General features: G+C 69.5%; 13 protein-coding genes and 1 pseudogene. 4 read left to right on the top strand and 10 right to left on the bottom strand.

Annotation, left to right across the window (positions count from 1 at the left end):
- The first annotated feature begins 84 nt into the window (after positions 1-84).
- The 3 genes from NBRGI_RS43230 to NBRGI_RS43220 are packed head-to-tail and all read left to right on the top strand — an operon-like array spanning position 85 to position 4,940.
- The gene (locus NBRGI_RS43230; RefSeq protein ID WP_029904180.1) at positions 85-2,964 is read left to right on the top strand and encodes a circularly permuted type 2 ATP-grasp protein; all 2,880 of its coding nucleotides are present in this window, start codon (positions 85-87) and stop codon (positions 2,962-2,964) included.
- Positions 2,961-3,875 (top strand): transglutaminase family protein, encoded by a 915-nt coding sequence (locus NBRGI_RS43225; RefSeq protein WP_029904178.1) that lies wholly within the window; start codon positions 2,961-2,963, stop codon positions 3,873-3,875. The genes NBRGI_RS43230 and NBRGI_RS43225 overlap by 4 nt, the downstream gene beginning before the upstream one ends.
- 6 nt (positions 3,876-3,881) lie before the next feature.
- Entirely contained in the window at positions 3,882-4,940 is a 1,059-nt protein-coding gene (locus tag NBRGI_RS43220; protein WP_029904176.1) for a zinc-binding metallopeptidase family protein, read from the top strand.
- Between the two features lie 15 nt (positions 4,941-4,955).
- Here the strand turns inward: NBRGI_RS43220 and NBRGI_RS43215 are convergent, their stop codons facing one another.
- The 10 genes from NBRGI_RS43215 to NBRGI_RS43165 all read right to left on the bottom strand — a co-directional run bounded on the left by NBRGI_RS43215 (position 4,956) and on the right by NBRGI_RS43165 (position 14,926).
- Complete coding sequence (locus NBRGI_RS43215; protein WP_029904174.1) at positions 4,956-5,750, bottom strand: ABC transporter ATP-binding protein; 795 nt, start codon at positions 5,748-5,750, stop codon at positions 4,956-4,958.
- A gap of 2 nt (positions 5,751-5,752) precedes the next feature.
- Entirely contained in the window at positions 5,753-6,820 is a 1,068-nt protein-coding gene (locus NBRGI_RS43210) for a taurine ABC transporter substrate-binding protein (RefSeq protein WP_029904172.1), read from the bottom strand.
- Positions 6,817-7,704: an ABC transporter permease gene (locus NBRGI_RS43205; RefSeq protein ID WP_029904170.1), complete on the bottom strand. Its 888-nt coding sequence runs from the start codon at positions 7,702-7,704 to the stop codon at positions 6,817-6,819. Before NBRGI_RS43205 ends, NBRGI_RS43210 begins: the two co-directional genes overlap by 4 nt.
- 178 nt (positions 7,705-7,882) lie before the next feature.
- Positions 7,883-8,341, bottom strand: a complete 459-nt coding sequence (locus NBRGI_RS43200; RefSeq protein ID WP_014981125.1) for a hypothetical protein — start codon at positions 8,339-8,341, stop codon at positions 7,883-7,885.
- Between the two features lie 51 nt (positions 8,342-8,392).
- On the bottom strand, positions 8,393-9,091 hold the full coding sequence (locus tag NBRGI_RS45815) for a DUF2637 domain-containing protein (RefSeq protein ID WP_081878487.1): 699 nt from the start codon (positions 9,089-9,091) through the stop codon (positions 8,393-8,395).
- Between the two features lie 173 nt (positions 9,092-9,264).
- Positions 9,265-9,975: a type 1 glutamine amidotransferase gene (locus NBRGI_RS43185; RefSeq protein ID WP_029904166.1), complete on the bottom strand. Its 711-nt coding sequence runs from the start codon at positions 9,973-9,975 to the stop codon at positions 9,265-9,267.
- Entirely contained in the window at positions 9,972-11,210 is a 1,239-nt protein-coding gene (locus NBRGI_RS43180) for a MurT ligase domain-containing protein (protein ID WP_029904164.1), read from the bottom strand. The genes NBRGI_RS43185 and NBRGI_RS43180 overlap by 4 nt, the downstream gene beginning before the upstream one ends.
- Positions 11,211-11,287: 77 nt before the next feature.
- Positions 11,288-11,938: a pyridoxamine 5'-phosphate oxidase family protein gene (locus NBRGI_RS43175; RefSeq protein ID WP_029904162.1), complete on the bottom strand. Its 651-nt coding sequence runs from the start codon at positions 11,936-11,938 to the stop codon at positions 11,288-11,290.
- Between the two features lie 46 nt (positions 11,939-11,984).
- On the bottom strand, positions 11,985-13,760 hold the full coding sequence (locus NBRGI_RS43170) for a hydroxysqualene dehydroxylase (RefSeq protein WP_029904160.1): 1,776 nt from the start codon (positions 13,758-13,760) through the stop codon (positions 11,985-11,987).
- A 212-nt stretch (positions 13,761-13,972) separates the two neighbouring features.
- On the bottom strand, positions 13,973-14,926 hold the full coding sequence (locus NBRGI_RS43165; protein WP_036563016.1) for an EamA family transporter: 954 nt from the start codon (positions 14,924-14,926) through the stop codon (positions 13,973-13,975).
- Between the two features lie 136 nt (positions 14,927-15,062).
- On the opposite strand from NBRGI_RS43165, the pseudogene NBRGI_RS44850 reads away from it, so the two are divergent.
- Positions 15,063-15,996: pseudogene (locus tag NBRGI_RS44850) on the top strand (LysR family transcriptional regulator).
- The last annotated feature ends 20 nt before the right edge of the window (positions 15,997-16,016 follow it).

The raw sequence follows: 16,016 nt of genomic DNA, 5'->3' as shown, positions 1-16,016 counted from the left end.
TCTGCGCCGCGCGCGGACCGTCTGGGGCGTGGTCGGCGACCGGTAGGCACGTCTGACAGGGGAAGCGAGGTCGGCGCGGTGACAATGCGCGAAGCCGAAGCGTCGTCGCGGGATGGGCGGCGCGTGACGAGCGCCGCGCCCGGCGTGCGCGAGCAGGTTGCCGAGCAATTCGCGCGCTACCGTAGCGGTGGGGTGGAGACCGCGCCCTACGACGAATGTGGCAGGCCCACCGGGGGGTACTACGACGAGCTGGTCGACGCCGGCGGCCGGGTGCGGCGTATGTGGTCGGAGCTGTCCGCGGATTTCGTCGAACTCGGCACCACCGGCCTCGGCAGGCTGGACAGCCGCGTGCGCCGGCTGATCGAGGACGACGGCATCACCTATACCGAGGTCACCGGCTCGGGCGAGCAGGCGGTGACGACGCCGTGGCGGTTGGATCCGATTCCGCTGCTCATCTCCGCGGACGACTGGACCCGGCTGGAAGCCGGACTGGTGCAGCGGTCCCGGGTGCTCGACGAGGTGCTCACCGATGTGTACGGCCCGCGCCGGATGCTCACCGACGGGCTGCTCCCGCCGGAGGTGGTCTTCGGCTACGGCGGCTATGTCCGTGCCGCACATGGCATCACGGTGCCGGGGCGGCATCAGCTGTTCCTGCACGCCTGCGATATCAGCCGGTGGAGCGACGGCCGGTTCCGGGTCACCGCCGACTGGGCCCAGGCGCCGTCGGGCGCGGGTTACGCACTCGCCGATCGCCGGGTGGTGTCGACGGCGATCCCGGAGGCCTTCGAACACTCGAATCCCCGGCCGCTCACTCCGTTCGCCAGGGCCATGCGGCTGATGCTGATCGAGTCGGCCCCTGAGGGCGAGGCCGATGATCCCGTGGTGGTGGTGCTGAGCCCGGGTGTGCACTCCGAAACCGCTTACGACCAAGCCAATCTCGCATCCATGCTGGGCTTCCCGCTGGTGGAGAGCGCGGATCTGGTGGTGCGCGACGGCGCGCTGTGGATGCGCTCCCTGGGCACGCTGCGCCGGGTAGACGTGGTGCTGCGGCGCGTGGACGCGGAGTTCTCCGATCCGCTGGACCTGCGGCCGGACTCGCGGCTGGGCGTGGTCGGTTTGGTGGAGGTTCTGCGCCGGGGCGCGGTGACCGTGGTGAACACCCTGGGTAGCGGCCTGCTGGAGAACCCGGCACTGACCGGTTTCCTGCCGCGCCTGGCCAAGGCGCTGCTCGGCGAGGATCTGCTGCTGGAGAGCGCGCCGAGTTTCTGGGGTGGCGACGACAAGGAACGCGCCCATCTGACAAAGAACCTGCACCGCTTGATCATTCGGTCCGCCATCGACGGCGCGACGATCTTCGGTCCGGCGCTGTCCATCCGGCAGCGGGCCGAGCTGCGCGCGCGGATCGAGGCCTCCGGCTGGCAGTGGGTCGGCCAGGAGCCCGCGCAGTTCTCGGTCGCGCCCGCGGTGGAGGGTTACGGCGGACTGACCCCCGCGCCGGTCGGCATGCGGCTGTTCTCGATGGCCCGGCGCGGCGGCTACACGGCGATGGCGGGCGGCCTCGGTCAGCTGCACCAGCGCACGCTGCCCGATCGAGTGGTCATCAAGATCGCTGCCAAGGACATCTGGGTGCGGGCCGCGCCGGCGCCCGCGCCCGCAGTCGGCACCGAGGCCCCGCACGAGGAGCGGGTCTCGCGGCGGTTGCCGATCGTGGCGGCGATCAGCTCGCCGCGCGTGCTCAACGACCTGTTCTGGATGGGCCGCTACAGCGAACGCGCCGAAGCGGCGGTCCGGTTGTTGATGGCCACGCACGAGCGGTACCAGGACTTCCGATACCGGCCGTGGTTGGAGGGGGCGGAGGCGCTACCGGTCCTGATGGCCGCGCTGGCGCGGGCCACCGCGACCGTCGCGCCGGCCGCGGTCTTGTCCGGCACCGCACCCGATGATGCGATGTCACCCGCGGACACCGGAGCGGGCGGGCGGCCCGATCGCACTGCGACGCAAACGAGTTCGTCCGGCAGCCGGACCCAGACCCAGCCGGGTGCGATGGCGGCCGCGCAAGGCGACTCGGGACAGTCGCAGTCGATGGGTGCACTCGTCGAGCCCGATCCGACTGATCCACAACAGGATTCCGAGACTTCGGGCGTCGGTGCGGTGGCCGGAGCCTCCCGCGAGGGGCACGACTACCTGGTGGCGTTGACCGTCGACCGAGATCTGCCGGGCTCCTTGGCCTTCGCCGTCGATCGCTACGCGAACGCCGCGCGGGCCGTGCGCGACCAGCTCTCCAGCGACACCTGGATGATCCTCAGCGCGGTGGACCGCGCCATGGCCGAATACCGCGGCTTCGGCGAGGATCGCGAAGCCGCGCTGTCGGCGGTGCATTCGCTCACGCTGGCCGCGCTGCTGTCGCTGTCCGGAATCGGCGCCGAGTCGCTGGTGCGCGACTCCGGTTGGTATGTCATGGATATCGGCAAACGCATCGAACGCGGGCTCGCGCTGACCGCGCTGATGTCGGCGGCGCTGACCCGGACCTACCCGGAGGAGGCCGAGCGGGTGGTCACCGAGTCGGTGCTGCGGGCGGCCGAATCGCAGGTGAGTTACCGGCGGCGGCACCGGGATTCGGTGCGCATCGCGGCCGTCGCCGGACTGCTGCTCTTCGATACCGCCAATCCGCGTTCGCTGGCCTATCAGCTGGACCGGCTCGACGCCGACCTGCGGGAGCTGCCCGGCGCCTCGGGATCGTCGCGGCCGCAGCGGTTGCTCGCCGACGCGCAACGCATGCTGCGGCGGCTGGATCCGGACGATCTGGAAGTCACCGACGACGAAGGCAGGCGCACCGAACTGGCCGAGCTGCTCGACGGTGTGCACCTGCGCCTGCGCAAGCTGGCCGAATCGTTCGAGACCGCGAAACTGGCGCTGCCCGCGGGCTTCCAGCCGCTGTGGGGTAGCACCCGGGTGGTCAGATGAGCGAGCGCAACGGTGCGGCCCGGCGGTATCGCGTCGCCCATCGCACCACCTACCGATACTCCGACGAGGTCACCAGCTCCTATGGCCGCGCGTATCTGACGCCCCGGGAATTCCCGGGGCAGCGGCTGCTGTCGCACGAGGTGTCGGTCGATCCGGTGCCCTCGGATCAGTCCATCGGCTCGGATGTCTACGGCAACACCACCTCGTATTTCCATGTCACGGCCGAACATCGGACCCTGGTGGTCACCGGCGAGTCGCTGGTGGAGGTCGACCGGCCCGGCGACGCCGCGGCGGGCCCGGCGGGCAGGCCGTGGGAGACCGCCCGGCCGACCGGTGCGACGGGCCCACTGGCCGTGGAGTTCACCCTCGATCTGCGTCCGCCCGAGATCACCCCGGAGGTCACGGCGTATGCGGCCGAATCGCTGACTCCCGGGCGTCCGCTGCTTGCGGCGGTGGCCGAACTGAACAGCCGGATCCATGCGGATTTTGCCTACCGGTCCGGCTCGACCACGGTGTCCACCAAGGTCGCCGATGTGTTCGCCGCCCGGACCGGCGTCTGCCAAGACTTCGCGCGGGTCGGTGTGGCCTGCTTGCGCTCGCACGGATTGGCCGCCCGCTACGTCTCGGGCTACCTGGCCACCGACCCACCGCCCGGCAAGGAGCGCATGGTCGGCGCCGACGCCACGCACGCCTGGGCCGCCGTGTGGGTGCCCGGCGCCGATGCGCACGACCGTACCGGGCGGTGGATCGACTTCGACCCCACCAATGACCAATTCGGCGACGAACGCTACGTCACCGTGGCCTGGGGCCGCGACTACGCCGACGTGCCGCCGCTGCGTGGCATCATCTATACCGACGCCAAGGAGAGCACAATTACCGTTTCGGTCGACGTCTCTCCGGTGGAGGTGTGAGCCAGCGTGCGTGATTTCGCCTGTCCCCATTGCGGCCAGCAGTTGGCCTTCGAGAACTCGGTGTGCCTGTCCTGTTCCAGCCCACTGGGTTTCAGTCTCAGCACCCTCAGCTTGGTGGTGATCGGTGACCCGCCGGGCGACGCCGCGGTAGACGCGGCCGCCGGCGTGGTGGACGCGAGCCGCTTCCGGTTGTGCGACAACCTCCATGTGGCGCAGTGCAATTGGCTGGTCCAGGCGCCGCAGGACGGGTCGGGCGACGGCAACGCAGCGCCGGTGCTGTGCGCGTCGTGCCGATTGACCCGAACCCGCCCCAACGATCTCGACGCCGCGGGGCTGGCCGCGTTCGCCGAGGCCGAAGCGGCCAAGCGCCGGCTGATCGTCGAATTGACCGAGCTGGGCCTGCCCATCGTCGGACGCGACCGGGATCCGGCCCGTGGCCTGGCCTTCGACCTGCTCTCCAGCGCCGACAAGCAGGTGATCACCGGCCACAAGGACGGTGTGATCACGCTGGACCTGGCCGAGGCCAACGATCCGCACCGCGAGCAACTGCGCATCGAGATGGACGAGCCGTACCGCACGCTGCTCGGGCATTTCCGGCACGAGATCGGCCACTACTACTTCATGGTGCTGGTCGACGACGACGAGGCGCGTCAGCGCTTCCGGGACCTGTTCGGCGATCCCGACGCCGACTATCAGGCCGCGCTGGAGCGCCACTATGCCGAAGGCGCGCCGCCCAATTGGGAGTCCGACTACGTATCCTCCTACGCCACCATGCATCCCGCCGAGGACTGGGCCGAAACCTTCGCGCACTACCTGCACATCCGCGACACCCTGGACACCGCAGCGGCTTTCGGTATCGCCCCCGCCGGCGCCAGCCTCGACCGTCCGCAGGTCGGGCGCGCCGGCTTCGACAAGATCATCGACCTCTGGCTGCCCCTGGCCTGGTCGCTCAACATGGTCAACCGCTCGATGGGGCACCCCGACCTCTACCCGTTCGTGCTCCCGGACCGCGTGCTCGACAAGATGCGCCTGGCCCACGAGCTCTGCGCGCGTTCGGCCGGGTGAGCTTGTCCCGGAGCGCTATTCGTGCGCGGCGTAGATCTGGGCCGAGACCTCGTCGCGCATCGTCGCGAAACCGGCCCGGTCGCGGATGGCGGCGAACGTCGGCCTGATCAGATCGGCCTTGAACGAGGTGGGCGCGTCGTAGCGCACTCGGCCGGGACGGGTCCCCATGACCAGGACGCGGGTACCGAGCAGGAGCGCTTCATCGATGCTGTGGGTGACGAAGAAAACCGTCTTGCGGCGATCGCGCCACAGCGTGAGCAGTTCGCCCTGGAGCTGCTCACGGGTCAGCGCGTCCAGCGCGCCGAACGGTTCGTCCATCAGGATGATCTGTGGATCGTTGACCAGTACGCGGGCGATCTGCGCGCGCTGCTGCTGCCCGCCGGACAGCTCGTAGGGTCGGCGACCGCCGAGGTGGTCGAGGCCGACCAGAGCCAGCATCCGCTCCGCCTCGGCGACGCGCCGGGCCTTGGGCACGCCACGGACTTTCGGCCCGAACTCGACGTTCTGCCGCACCGAGAGCCACGGGTAGAGGTTGGGTTGCTGGAAGACGACGCCGCGGTCGGGGTCCGGGCCGGTGACGGGACGGTCGCCGACCCGGACTGTGCCCTGGCTCGGCTCCAGGAAACCGGCGAGCAGGTTCAACAGCGTCGACTTGCCGCAGCCGGAAGGGCCGACGACGCAGACGAATTCGCCACTCTCGATGGTCAGATCCGTAGGGGCGAGCACCTGCGTCGGACCATCGTCACCGGGGTAGGACTTGCTCACTCCGGTGAGGGTGACCCGGTGGCGCACGTCGGCGTCGGCGAGCACCGTCACGAGGCTGCGCCCTTCGCGGCGTCGACGTAAATGCCGTCGCGGTAGGCGGTTTCGTCGCCGACGGCGTCGATGCCGCCCTGGCTGAGCAGGAATTCGGCCGTCTTGCGCAGATCGCCGCTGAAGCCGCCGCCGAGATACTTCGCGTCGGCCTGCTCGGCCGCGCCGAGATAGGTGTATCCGGCCAGCTGCGGGCCGACCAGCTTCGGGTCGATACCGAGCTGCGCGCCGATCGAGACGGCCGCGTCCGCGGGCGCGGTCCGCACCTGCTGGACGGCGTAGTCCTGGAGTTTCGCCCAGACCACCGCGAAGCGCGCGTGCTCGTCCAGGAATTTCCGGTTCGCCACCGCCAGATCGAAGGTCGGCGCACCTGCCGCGGCGGTGTCGGCGCTGGACGTCACGATGTGCCCACCGGATTCGAGCAGTTTCGACAGGGTCGGATCCCACACCCATGCCGCGTCGATCTGGCCACCGGTCCACGCGCCGGGAATCGCGTCGGGTTTCAGGTTGATCAGCTGTACGTCCGCGGCCAAGCCGGCCCGGCCCAGCGCGGCGAGCAGGCTGTAGTGCGCGGTGCTGCCGAACGGCGTCGCGACGCGCTTACCGCGCAGCCCGGCCAGGTCGGTGATCGCGGCGTCCCTGGCGACCAGCGACTCCGACTTGCCGATGACGTCGTGGATCCACAGCACCCGCACCGGCAGCTGCAGCGGCGCCGACAGCGCCTTGGTCGCGGGCGCCGAGCCGAGTGTGCCGATATCGAGGCTGCCCGCGCCGAACGCCTGCACCACGTCGGCGCCCGAAGCGAACTGGCTCCAGGTGACTTTCGCGTTCGGCAGGCAGGCGGCGAGCAGCCCGCGATCCTTCACCAGCAGGTCGGCGTTGGGGATCGCCTGGTACCCGATCCGGGCCGTCGTGGTGACGCCGGGGTCCGCGGCGAACGGGCAACTCGCCTGCGCGCCCGTGGCACCGGTGTCGCCGCGGCCGGATTCGACGCACCCCGCCGTCGTCACGAGGACGGCCGCCACGGCGAGCCCGGTCGTGACGGCACGACGCACAGCGGATTTCATACCTTGCCTTTCCACGGAACTGCTTTGGCACCGAGAAATTTGATGCCCGAATCGAGCACGAGTGCGGCGCAGCCGATCACGATGATGCACGCGATGGTCAGCGGCGTATTCAGTTGTGTGCCCGCGATGTAGGCGAGGCCGCCGATGCCGGGAATTCCGTTGTTCAGCTCCGCGGCGACGACGGTGGTCCAGGCGAACGCGGTGGCGATCCGGATACCGCCGATCACCTCCGGCAGCGTCGCGGGCAGCACCACCCGCGCAATGACCTGCGCCCGACCGGCGCCCAGCGCACGGGCCGCGTGCAGGTAGTCCTGTTTTACCCCGGTGACGCCGCTGAGCGTGGCGATCGCGATGGGCGGGAAGGCGGCGAGGAACAGCAGCCAGATCTTGGACACGTCGCCGATGCCGAACCAGACGATCAGCAGGCCGATATAGCCGAGCGGCGGCAGCGACCGCAGGAAGTTCAGGATCGGCTCGGTGATCAGGCGCACCGGTGTGAGCATGCCCATCACGAAGCCGGCCAGCGGCCCGGCCACGATCGCGAGGCCCACCCCGGCCGCGATCCGCTGCAAGCTGGCGACCAGGTGTTCCCACAGGTAGTAGTTCTGTTCGCCGATCACCGTGCGGTCGACGCCTGCCGCGATCTGGTGCCGGGAGTTGGCCCGCACGAACGCATCCCATACCGCGCGGGGCGAGGGCAGGTAGAGCGGATCGACCCAGCCGGCCGCGGTGATCACCGTCCACAGTCCGAGCACCAGCCCGAGCGCCGCGACGCGGGTGAGCACCGGCCCGATCGAGCGGCGCGGGCGTTCGGGTCGTCGTACCGGCGCCGGCGCCGGTACGGGCTCGATCGTCGGCGTTTCCGGTGGGCTGATCGCGGTCATCCGGCCCTGCCCAGCAGGCCAACGTCGGACACGACACTCTCCTCACGACTCGCCGCCCAGCACGGCAAACGTCGACGTTATCCGGGCGCGCGGGGGCGGGGGAGAGTTAAGAACGCCGTGAACATAATTCGGGCGCGGCCGGACGTACGACGTCGCGGCCGCGCCCGCGGCGAATGATTCAGCCGACCCCGTTCATGCTGGTGTTGATTGTCGCGTTCGGGGTCACGCTCATATTGATGTGCTCGCTGATGTTGCCGGCCAGCCATTGATTCTGCGCCAAAGTCTCGAAGACGCAGATCAGCAATAACTTTCGGCTGCGCCTGCTCACCGAGTATTCGAGATCCGGCGCGGTTTCCGGACCGCGCACGGCGTTGCTGATCCCTTTGCGCAGACTGGGTTCGGAGAGCAGCCAGAACAATTCCGGTCCGATCAGCACCGACTGCCCGCCGGTTTCGTGGAACCAGCGGCCGGCGAATTCGATCAACAGGTCGGTGAACGCGTCCCCGCTTTCCACCGCCTCGGTGAGCTGGCTCAATGCGCCCGATCGATCAACACTGCTCTGGATCACCGAGGCGAGCCGGCTCGCGACTTCCCGGAACTGATCGACGTCTTGGTCCTGCCAGACTGTGAGAGCCATGTTTACTCCATCGAAGTAGTCGAGCGCGGATGTATTTTCAGCGAGGCCTGTCTATCGGTTGTTGGAGTTGAGCAGGGTGCGGCCGTTCGCGGCCTCGAAACCGTTGAAGCGCAAGGGGGTGCGCGGCCCACCGGGCGGCGCGGGGCTCGCCATCGCCGCGGGTGTCATCGATTCGTGGCCGTCGAGCCGGGGATCGTGGCCGTTGAGCTGGGGCGATGTCACCGGATCGGCGATCTCGTCCGGCTCGGTCGAGAGCACCGGCGCGCCGACGGGGGCGGGCCGCGCGGTGCTGCGCGCCAGCAGGATCAAGGTGAGATGGACCGCGAAGAGCAGGGTGAGCGGCATGCCGGCGTAGATGATCAAAGACACCGGGCCGCCGCCGATTTCCCGCGCGTATTCGATATTCCCGGCGACCGAAACCAGGGTGGAGAGCACGAATAGTCCGGTCGCATACCACCAACCCGCACTGCGTTTGGGAAATGACGCGGTGGCCACGATGGAGCCGACCACCAGGCCGTCGATGGCGATCGGCACATTCGAGGCCAGGCCGGGTTCCACCAGATTCCGCACGGCGAGATGATGTAGCGCGGCGAACGACATTTCGAACGCTTTCATCGCCACCACGGCGGAAACGAGCAACGACAGATACAACGGACGCGGCCGGAGCAGGCTGCGTATCCGCGGCCAGGTGGCGGGACGGGTCGGCTGCTTTATTGATTCGGCAGCAGCGCCCGGCGTGATCGTCGTCATAGCGGGGAGCGTAGCGCGCGCGACGCACTATACGACGGAGCGAATGGATCGAGTCGCGAACGCACTCAATTACGGACGCGGCGCGATGAATGAATTCGCACCCGATGTGCGTTGCGTGCACACCGGGCCGGAATTCCGCGCCGCCGGGCAATAATTGATACCTGGCGTATCGCTCAGGCGCGCAGCCGCTCCCTGCGCAACTGGTCGACCTCGGGCAGGTCCAGCGGGGCCAGCTCCGAGACCCCTAGCGCGCGCATCAGCAGCAGATCCGCGAGCTCCGGATTGCGCGCCAACGCGGGGCCGTGCATGTAGGTGCCGAGCACCGAACCCTGCACCACGCCCTCCAGGCCGTCGCCGACCCCGTTGCCGACGCCGCGGGTGACCCGTGCCAGGCCGGTCGCCTCGCCGCCGAGTTTGGTACCGCCGCGGTGGTTTTCGAAACCGGTCAGCGCTGCCGTGAGGCCGGGCAGCAGCGGCGTGGTGGTCACCTCGCCGATCGCGCGTTCGGCCTGCGGCGAGGTGGTCACGTCGATCATGCCGACACCGTCGACCCGCTCGCCCGAGGAGGTCTCGTACCACTGGCCGAGCACCTGGATCGCGGCGCAGATGGCAAGCACCGGAGCGCCTTTCGCGGCGGCCCGCTGCAGCCCGGGGTAGCGCTGCAGGTGCCGGGTGGCCAGCCGCTGCGCCGAATCCTCCGCGCCGCCAAGGGTGTACACGTCCAGCGAATCGGGTACCGGGTCGGCCAGGGTGATCTCGACGATCTCGGCGGCGTAGCCGCGCAGCCGCAGCCGCTGGCGCAACACCAGCGCGTTGCCGCCGTCGCCGTAGGTGCCCATCACGTCGGGCAGGACCAGCCCGATGCGTACTGTCGATTCGGTCATGCCGTCCGTCCGTCGAGGTCGCGGTTGAGGTCACGGAACGCGGTGTAGTTCGCCAGCACCTCGACGTGCCCGGCGGGACAGGAGGCGATGGCGCGCACCGGATTCGGCACCGTCGTGTGTTCGACGCCGGCGTAGGTCAGACGCACCGCGAGGTCGGTGGCCCGCTCGCCCGACGCGACCACCTGGACCCCTTCGAAGTGCTCGAACCGCACGTCCCAGAGCCAGGACAGATCCTCGCCGTCGGGCACCTGACCGTTCACCGCGATGACCAGTCCGGCCGAGGCGGGTTCGATCATCGAGAGGGCTTCCTGCCAGCCGGCCGGGTTCTTGGCCAGCAGCAGCCGCGCGGCATGCTCGCCGACCTGCACGGTCCGGTAGCGGCCCGCGATCTCGCGCACCGTGCCGGTCGCGGCGACCGCGTCGGCGGCGGTGGCGCCGAGCGCGACCGCAGCGGCGACCGCCTGCGCGGCGTTGCCCCGATTGGCGCGGCCGGGCAGGGCCAGCTCGAGCGGCAGCCGTACCCCGTCGGGGCCGACCAGGTCGTTGCCGTCCAACCACCAATCCGGTTCGGGCCGTTCGAAATCCGCGCCGGTGCTGCGCCAGTGGCTGCCTTCCCAGCGGATGGGCTCGCCGCTGCGCGGGCAGCTGGTGGCGTCCATCGACCAGCCGCTGCCCGCGGCCACCCACACCACGTTCGGGTGGTCGTAGGCGATCGAGGTCACCAGCACGTCGTCACAGTTCGCGATCACCACGGTGCCGGGGTGGCGCGCCAGGCCCGCGCGCAGCCTGCGTTCGATCATGTTGATCTCGCCGACCCGGTCCAGCTGGTCGCGGCTCAGATTGAGCAGCACGACCGCTGCCGGATTCAGCGAGTCGGTGACGTGCGGCAGATGCAGCTCGTCCACCTCGATCGCGGCCAGCGGGGCGCCGCGGTGCGCGCTGAGCGCGGCGACGATGCCCGCGTCCATGTTCGCGCCGTCGGCCTGGGTCGCCACCGCGCCGAGCGTACTGAGCGCCGCCGTGGTCATTCTGGTCGTGGTCGACTTGCCGTTGGTGCCGGTGATCAGCACCGTGCGCTTGCCGCGCCCGAGCTGGTCCATGATCGTCTTGTCGATCTGCAGCGCGATGAGCCCGCCGATCATCGATCCCTTACCGCGTCCCGCCCGCTGCGACGCCCACGACGCTGCCGCCGCGGCTCGCAGCGCGATTCGCCCGCGCACCGAAATGTCTGCCACGCCGCGAGTCTAGTGTCGACCGGCCCCGTCGGCTCCGTCAGCTGTCGTCGGCCGGTATGCGCCGCGCCCGGGCGGCATCAGCCCTGGTAGAGCTTGGCGTTGTAGTTGGCGGGGGCATAGTGCTGTTCGAGCTGCTCGATCGTCGCGGTGACCTCGCTCTGCACCTCTTTGACCAGGTGTGGCCAGCTGGGCAGGCTGTCGTCGGGCCACTGCTCGGGCTGCCAGAGATGGCTGCGCAGGAACGCTTTGGCGCAGTGGAAATAGATCTGCTCGATCGTCACCTCGACGGCCAGGATCGGGCGGTGGCCGCGCACCACCATGTCGTCGAAGTACGGAGCGTCGCGCACCAGCCTGGCGCGCCCGTTGATCCGCAGCGTCTGCGGCCGCCCCGGAATGATGAACAGCAGGCCGACATGCGGGTTGGCGAGGATGTTCAGATAGCCGTCGGCCCGTCGATTGCCCGGCCGCTCCGGGATCGCGATGGTCCGGTCGTCGAGGACCTTCACGAAGCCCGCCGGGTCGCCCTTGGGGGAGGCGTCGCAGTTGCCCGCGGCGTCGCTGGTGCTCATCACCAGGAACGGCGTGGCCGCGATCCAGTCCCGATCCCTGGGGTGCAGCGCGACGCGCTCCTTGTTCGCCGCGAGCGGCGTGACCTCGCCGAGTAGTCGCCGCAGGTCCGCCGGGTCGGTGATCTGATCGCTGATTTCGCCCACAGCTGATTCAAGCATCTGCGCGGGCGAGACGATCGCCTTCGGGCCGACGGTGACCGATCGCTCAGATCGGGACGTCGAACAGGTTCGGCTGTCCCGCCGCGTAGCGGTCGGCATCGATGCGGCGCAGCGGTTCCAGTTCGGGTGCGCGGTACAGGGTGTACATCCGGCAGCGTTCGGCGTTCGAGCCCGCCACGTCGAGCAGGGCGTTCACCGCGGCCCTGGCCGACTCGTTGGCCCCCTCCATCGTCGCGAGATCGACATTGGTGCGCACGTAATCGCCTGCCAGGAAAAGGTTTTCGAGCGCACCGTGCGGCGCTGGCCGGTGCGCCCACGAACCCGCCGTGTTGATCAACAGCGGATCGGCGTTGGCGTTGCGTCCTTTGTCCGCCTGCCAGGTGATGCCCGGATCGAGGAACCACGAGTGCAGGTCGGCCTCGCGCAGCACGTCGCCGCGGTCGTCGAGATGTGCCGCCAACTGCGCCCAGACCTCGCGCGCGATCTCCTCGTGCGTGCATTCCTTGGCCGGCTTGCCGTACAGCAGGCCCGGGGTGTTCCAGTCGGAGATGTCCACAGAAAGGCAGTCCTGCACGGTGCCGTCGCCGAATTCGGCGAATTTCCGGGTCCACAGCTGATTCTGGTTGATCGAGGTGAGTGCCCACGGCGCGTCGATGTAGGCGGCGTGACCGAGCGAGATATCGGCGGGCCGGCGCAGGTAGAACTGGATGCCGTTCATCCAATCGGTGACCAGCTTGTCCATCGCGCCCAGTTCGGGGCGGACCTCGAGCACCTCGGGCGACCAGAGCATGCGGGCCCGTTCGGCGGGCAGCGCGACGACGAAGTAGTCCGCCTCGACGCTGCGGTGCGTGCCGTGCTCGTCGACGATGCGCGCGGCGCTGATCCGGCGGTCGCGCAGTTGCAGCTCGCGCACCTCGGCGCCGAGCACGAAGCGCACACCGAGCGCGCGCAACCGGTCCAGCCACGGCTCGATCCAGACCGCGTTGGTCGGCCCGTTCAGCACCCGGTCCATCCCGCCGTCGTTGCCGATCTCCAGCGGGTTGCCGAGGAACTGCTCGCCCATGTTGCCGATGGTGCGGACACTGGCGATGTTTTCCTTGGCGGCCACCATGATGCTGGTCAGCGTGCGGGACAGCAGCGCGCGGAACTCGTGCGAGCGTGCGTGGTTGCCGACGTAGTCGTGCCAGGAAGTGTTGTCCCACTGGCCGTCCCGGCGGGCATCGCAGCTGCTGTTGAACACCAGCAGCCGGTCGGCGAAGTACATGCCTTCGGCGGGCGGCATTTTCAACGCGGTCGACAGGGCCGCGCCGAGGGTCTCGCGGAAGGCGTCCGGACTGAACGGGCCGCGCGCGCGGAAGCCGAGCGGTACCCGGAAATCGTCGCCGCCGCGCCGGGCGAAGCGCGCCTCCGGCACCGCGACCAGGTTGTTCCACACCCCATTCGGGTTGTCGCCGAACGGAATTCGCCGCATCGTGTCGGGCACGTGCTGATAGAAACCGGGGAAGAAGCGGAAACCGTGCTCGCCGGGCAGATCCGGCCGGCCGCCGGAGCCGGTGCCGGGGACCGGCACACTGCGCGCCTTACCGCCCCATGCGCGTCGCTCGAAAATCGTGACCTGAAAACCACGTTCGATCAGTTCGTGCGCCGCGGTCAAGCCCGCGACACCGCCACCGAGTACCGCGACCCGCCTGCCGCCCGGATCACCGGCGGCAGGCCCGGATCTGAGCGCGCCGGTCAGCAGTGCCCCCGCTGTCGCTACCCCCGCCGTCACCGTGCCGCGAAGAACATTCCTGCGCGATACGGTCCACCGATGTTCTGCCATGCGCCGCTCTGTGCCTAGCCTCAGGACCTTTGTTACATGTTGTCACTACTGTAAAGCGGCAGGTCCCGAACCGGCTTACCCGCCCCGTGCCTCGCCCGAGGGAACGCTGATTCGGACAATGGCTGTGAGCATAGCGATATCGGCGCCGGGATAGGCGAAGCTGTGACGACGGTTGCCAGAACCCTTTGGCACACATGAATGTCCGGGCGGATTCAGGCCTCGATCAGATGCGGACGGGGACGATCGGTGGCCGCGTCGGGGGACGCGGCCTGGCCGGTGGCGGTCGCGGTGCGCTTGCCGGAGGTGGCGGCGAACGCACCCGCGATGACGATCACGCCACCGACCAGGGACAGGGGGGTGGGGGTTTCGTCGAGAAACGCCCAGGCTGCGGCGATTCCGACGACAGGGACCAGCAGCGTCAGCGGCGCGACGACGCCGGCGGGGTAGCGGCTCATCAGGTAGGTCCACATGCCGCTGCCGATGACCGTGGCGAGCACCGCGATGTAGCCGAGCGCCACCAGGGCGGGCCAACCGGCCGCGGAGAAGGAGTCGGCGAGTGCGTGCCAGCCGGTGGCCGGTCCCTCGGCGGCGGCGGACAGCGCGAACAACGGCAACGGCGGGACCACGGCCAGCCACAGCGTCAGGTGCAGGGTGTTCAGGCCGGGTGACTCGACCGTCGCCTGTCGCGCGCCGATATTGCCGAAGGCCCAGCCGAGACCGCCGGCCAGGGTCAGCAGCACCGGCAGCAGGGTGGCGTGTTCGAGCCGGTCCCAGCCGATCACCGCCATGCCCGCCAGCGCGACCACGATGCCCGCGACCTGGATCGACCGGATCTGTTCCCGCAGGAACAGGGCGCCGAGCAGCACGGTGAACGGTGCGGAGGATTGCAGCACCAGCGAGGCGAGCCCGGTCGGCATGCCGACCCGCATCGCAGTGAACAGGAAGGCGAACTGCAGGATGCCGAAACCGGTGCCGTACAGCAGGAGCCAGCGCGTGCGCACCTGCGGCCGCGGGACGAACAGCAGGACCGGAACCGCGATGACCGCGAACCGCAGCGCGGCGAAGAAGAAGGGCGGGAAGTGATCGAGTCCCACGCGGATGGCGAGAAAGTTCAGGCCCCAGAGCAGGACGACGGTAAATCCGAGCAGTCGATCACGAGCGGTCACGTGGTCCATCGTGCGGTCCGCTAACCATCAGAACAATCGAATAAATACGGATCATTGATGTAGTTTTGCTTCATGATCAATGCCCGGTGCTCGCTCGGCACGGTCGCCGGTGGCTGAGCATCCCGGCGGCCCGCCGATGTCGCTGGACCGGCTGCGGGTGCTGTGCGAATTCGCGGACCGGGGCACCATCGCCGCCGTCGCCGCCGCGCTCTCGATGACCCCCTCGGCGGTGTCGCAGCAGCTCAAGGTGCTGGCTCGGGAGGCGGGCGTCGCGTTGCTCGAACCCCACGGCCGCCGGGTCCGGCTCACCGACGCGGGGCAGGCGCTGGTGGTCCGCGCCGACGAGGTGCTCGCGGCGATGGATCGCGCTGTGGCGGAGATGGCGCACTATCGCGGCTCGCCCCGCCGGCCGGGTCCGGGTGGCCGTATTCCCTTCGGGCGGAGCGCTTTTGCTGCCCCTGGTGTTGCCCGCGATGACCGACAGCGGCGTCGACCTGGTCGCCACCGACTGGGACCTGCCGCCCGCGGACCTGCCCCGGCTGCTCGCCGACAACGACGTGGTGCTCACCCATCGCGACGAGCGCGCCGCGCCCGTCGCCGACTCGCGTATCTCGGTGCACATGCTGATGCGCGAGCCCATCGATGTGGTCGTCGCGCCGACCCATCGGCTCGCCGGGCGCTCCGCGGTGACCCCGGCCGAACTCGCGGACGAGACCTGGCTCAGCGTCAAGGGCGGCTTCCCGATCGACGACGTGCTGCGCTCGATCGCCACCGTCACCGGTGTGCGACCGCGAATAGCGCAGCGGCTCAACGAATTCCATCTCATCGAGACCGTGGTCGCGTCCGGCTACGCCGTGGCGCTGATGCCGCGCTACGCGGTCTCGCACCCCGGCTTGTCGGTGCTGCGGCTCACCGGTGTGCGCGCCGCCCGCGTCTACGAGCTGGCCACCCGTCGCCGCGCCGAGCACCGTCCCGCCATCGCGGCGGTGCTGACGGCGTTCCGGGACGCGGTCGCCACCGTCACCGCCGGATCGGCACCGCCGGACGGGAGCCCGGTCGGCCTGCGGTGAATTGTCGAGTTCTTACAGGC

Source organism: Nocardia brasiliensis IFM 10847 (assembly GCF_000710915.1).
Lineage (GTDB): Bacteria > Actinomycetota > Actinomycetes > Mycobacteriales > Mycobacteriaceae > Nocardia > Nocardia brasiliensis_A.
Note: the sequence above shows the minus strand (reverse complement) of the source record. Positions and strands in the feature narration are given on the sequence as shown.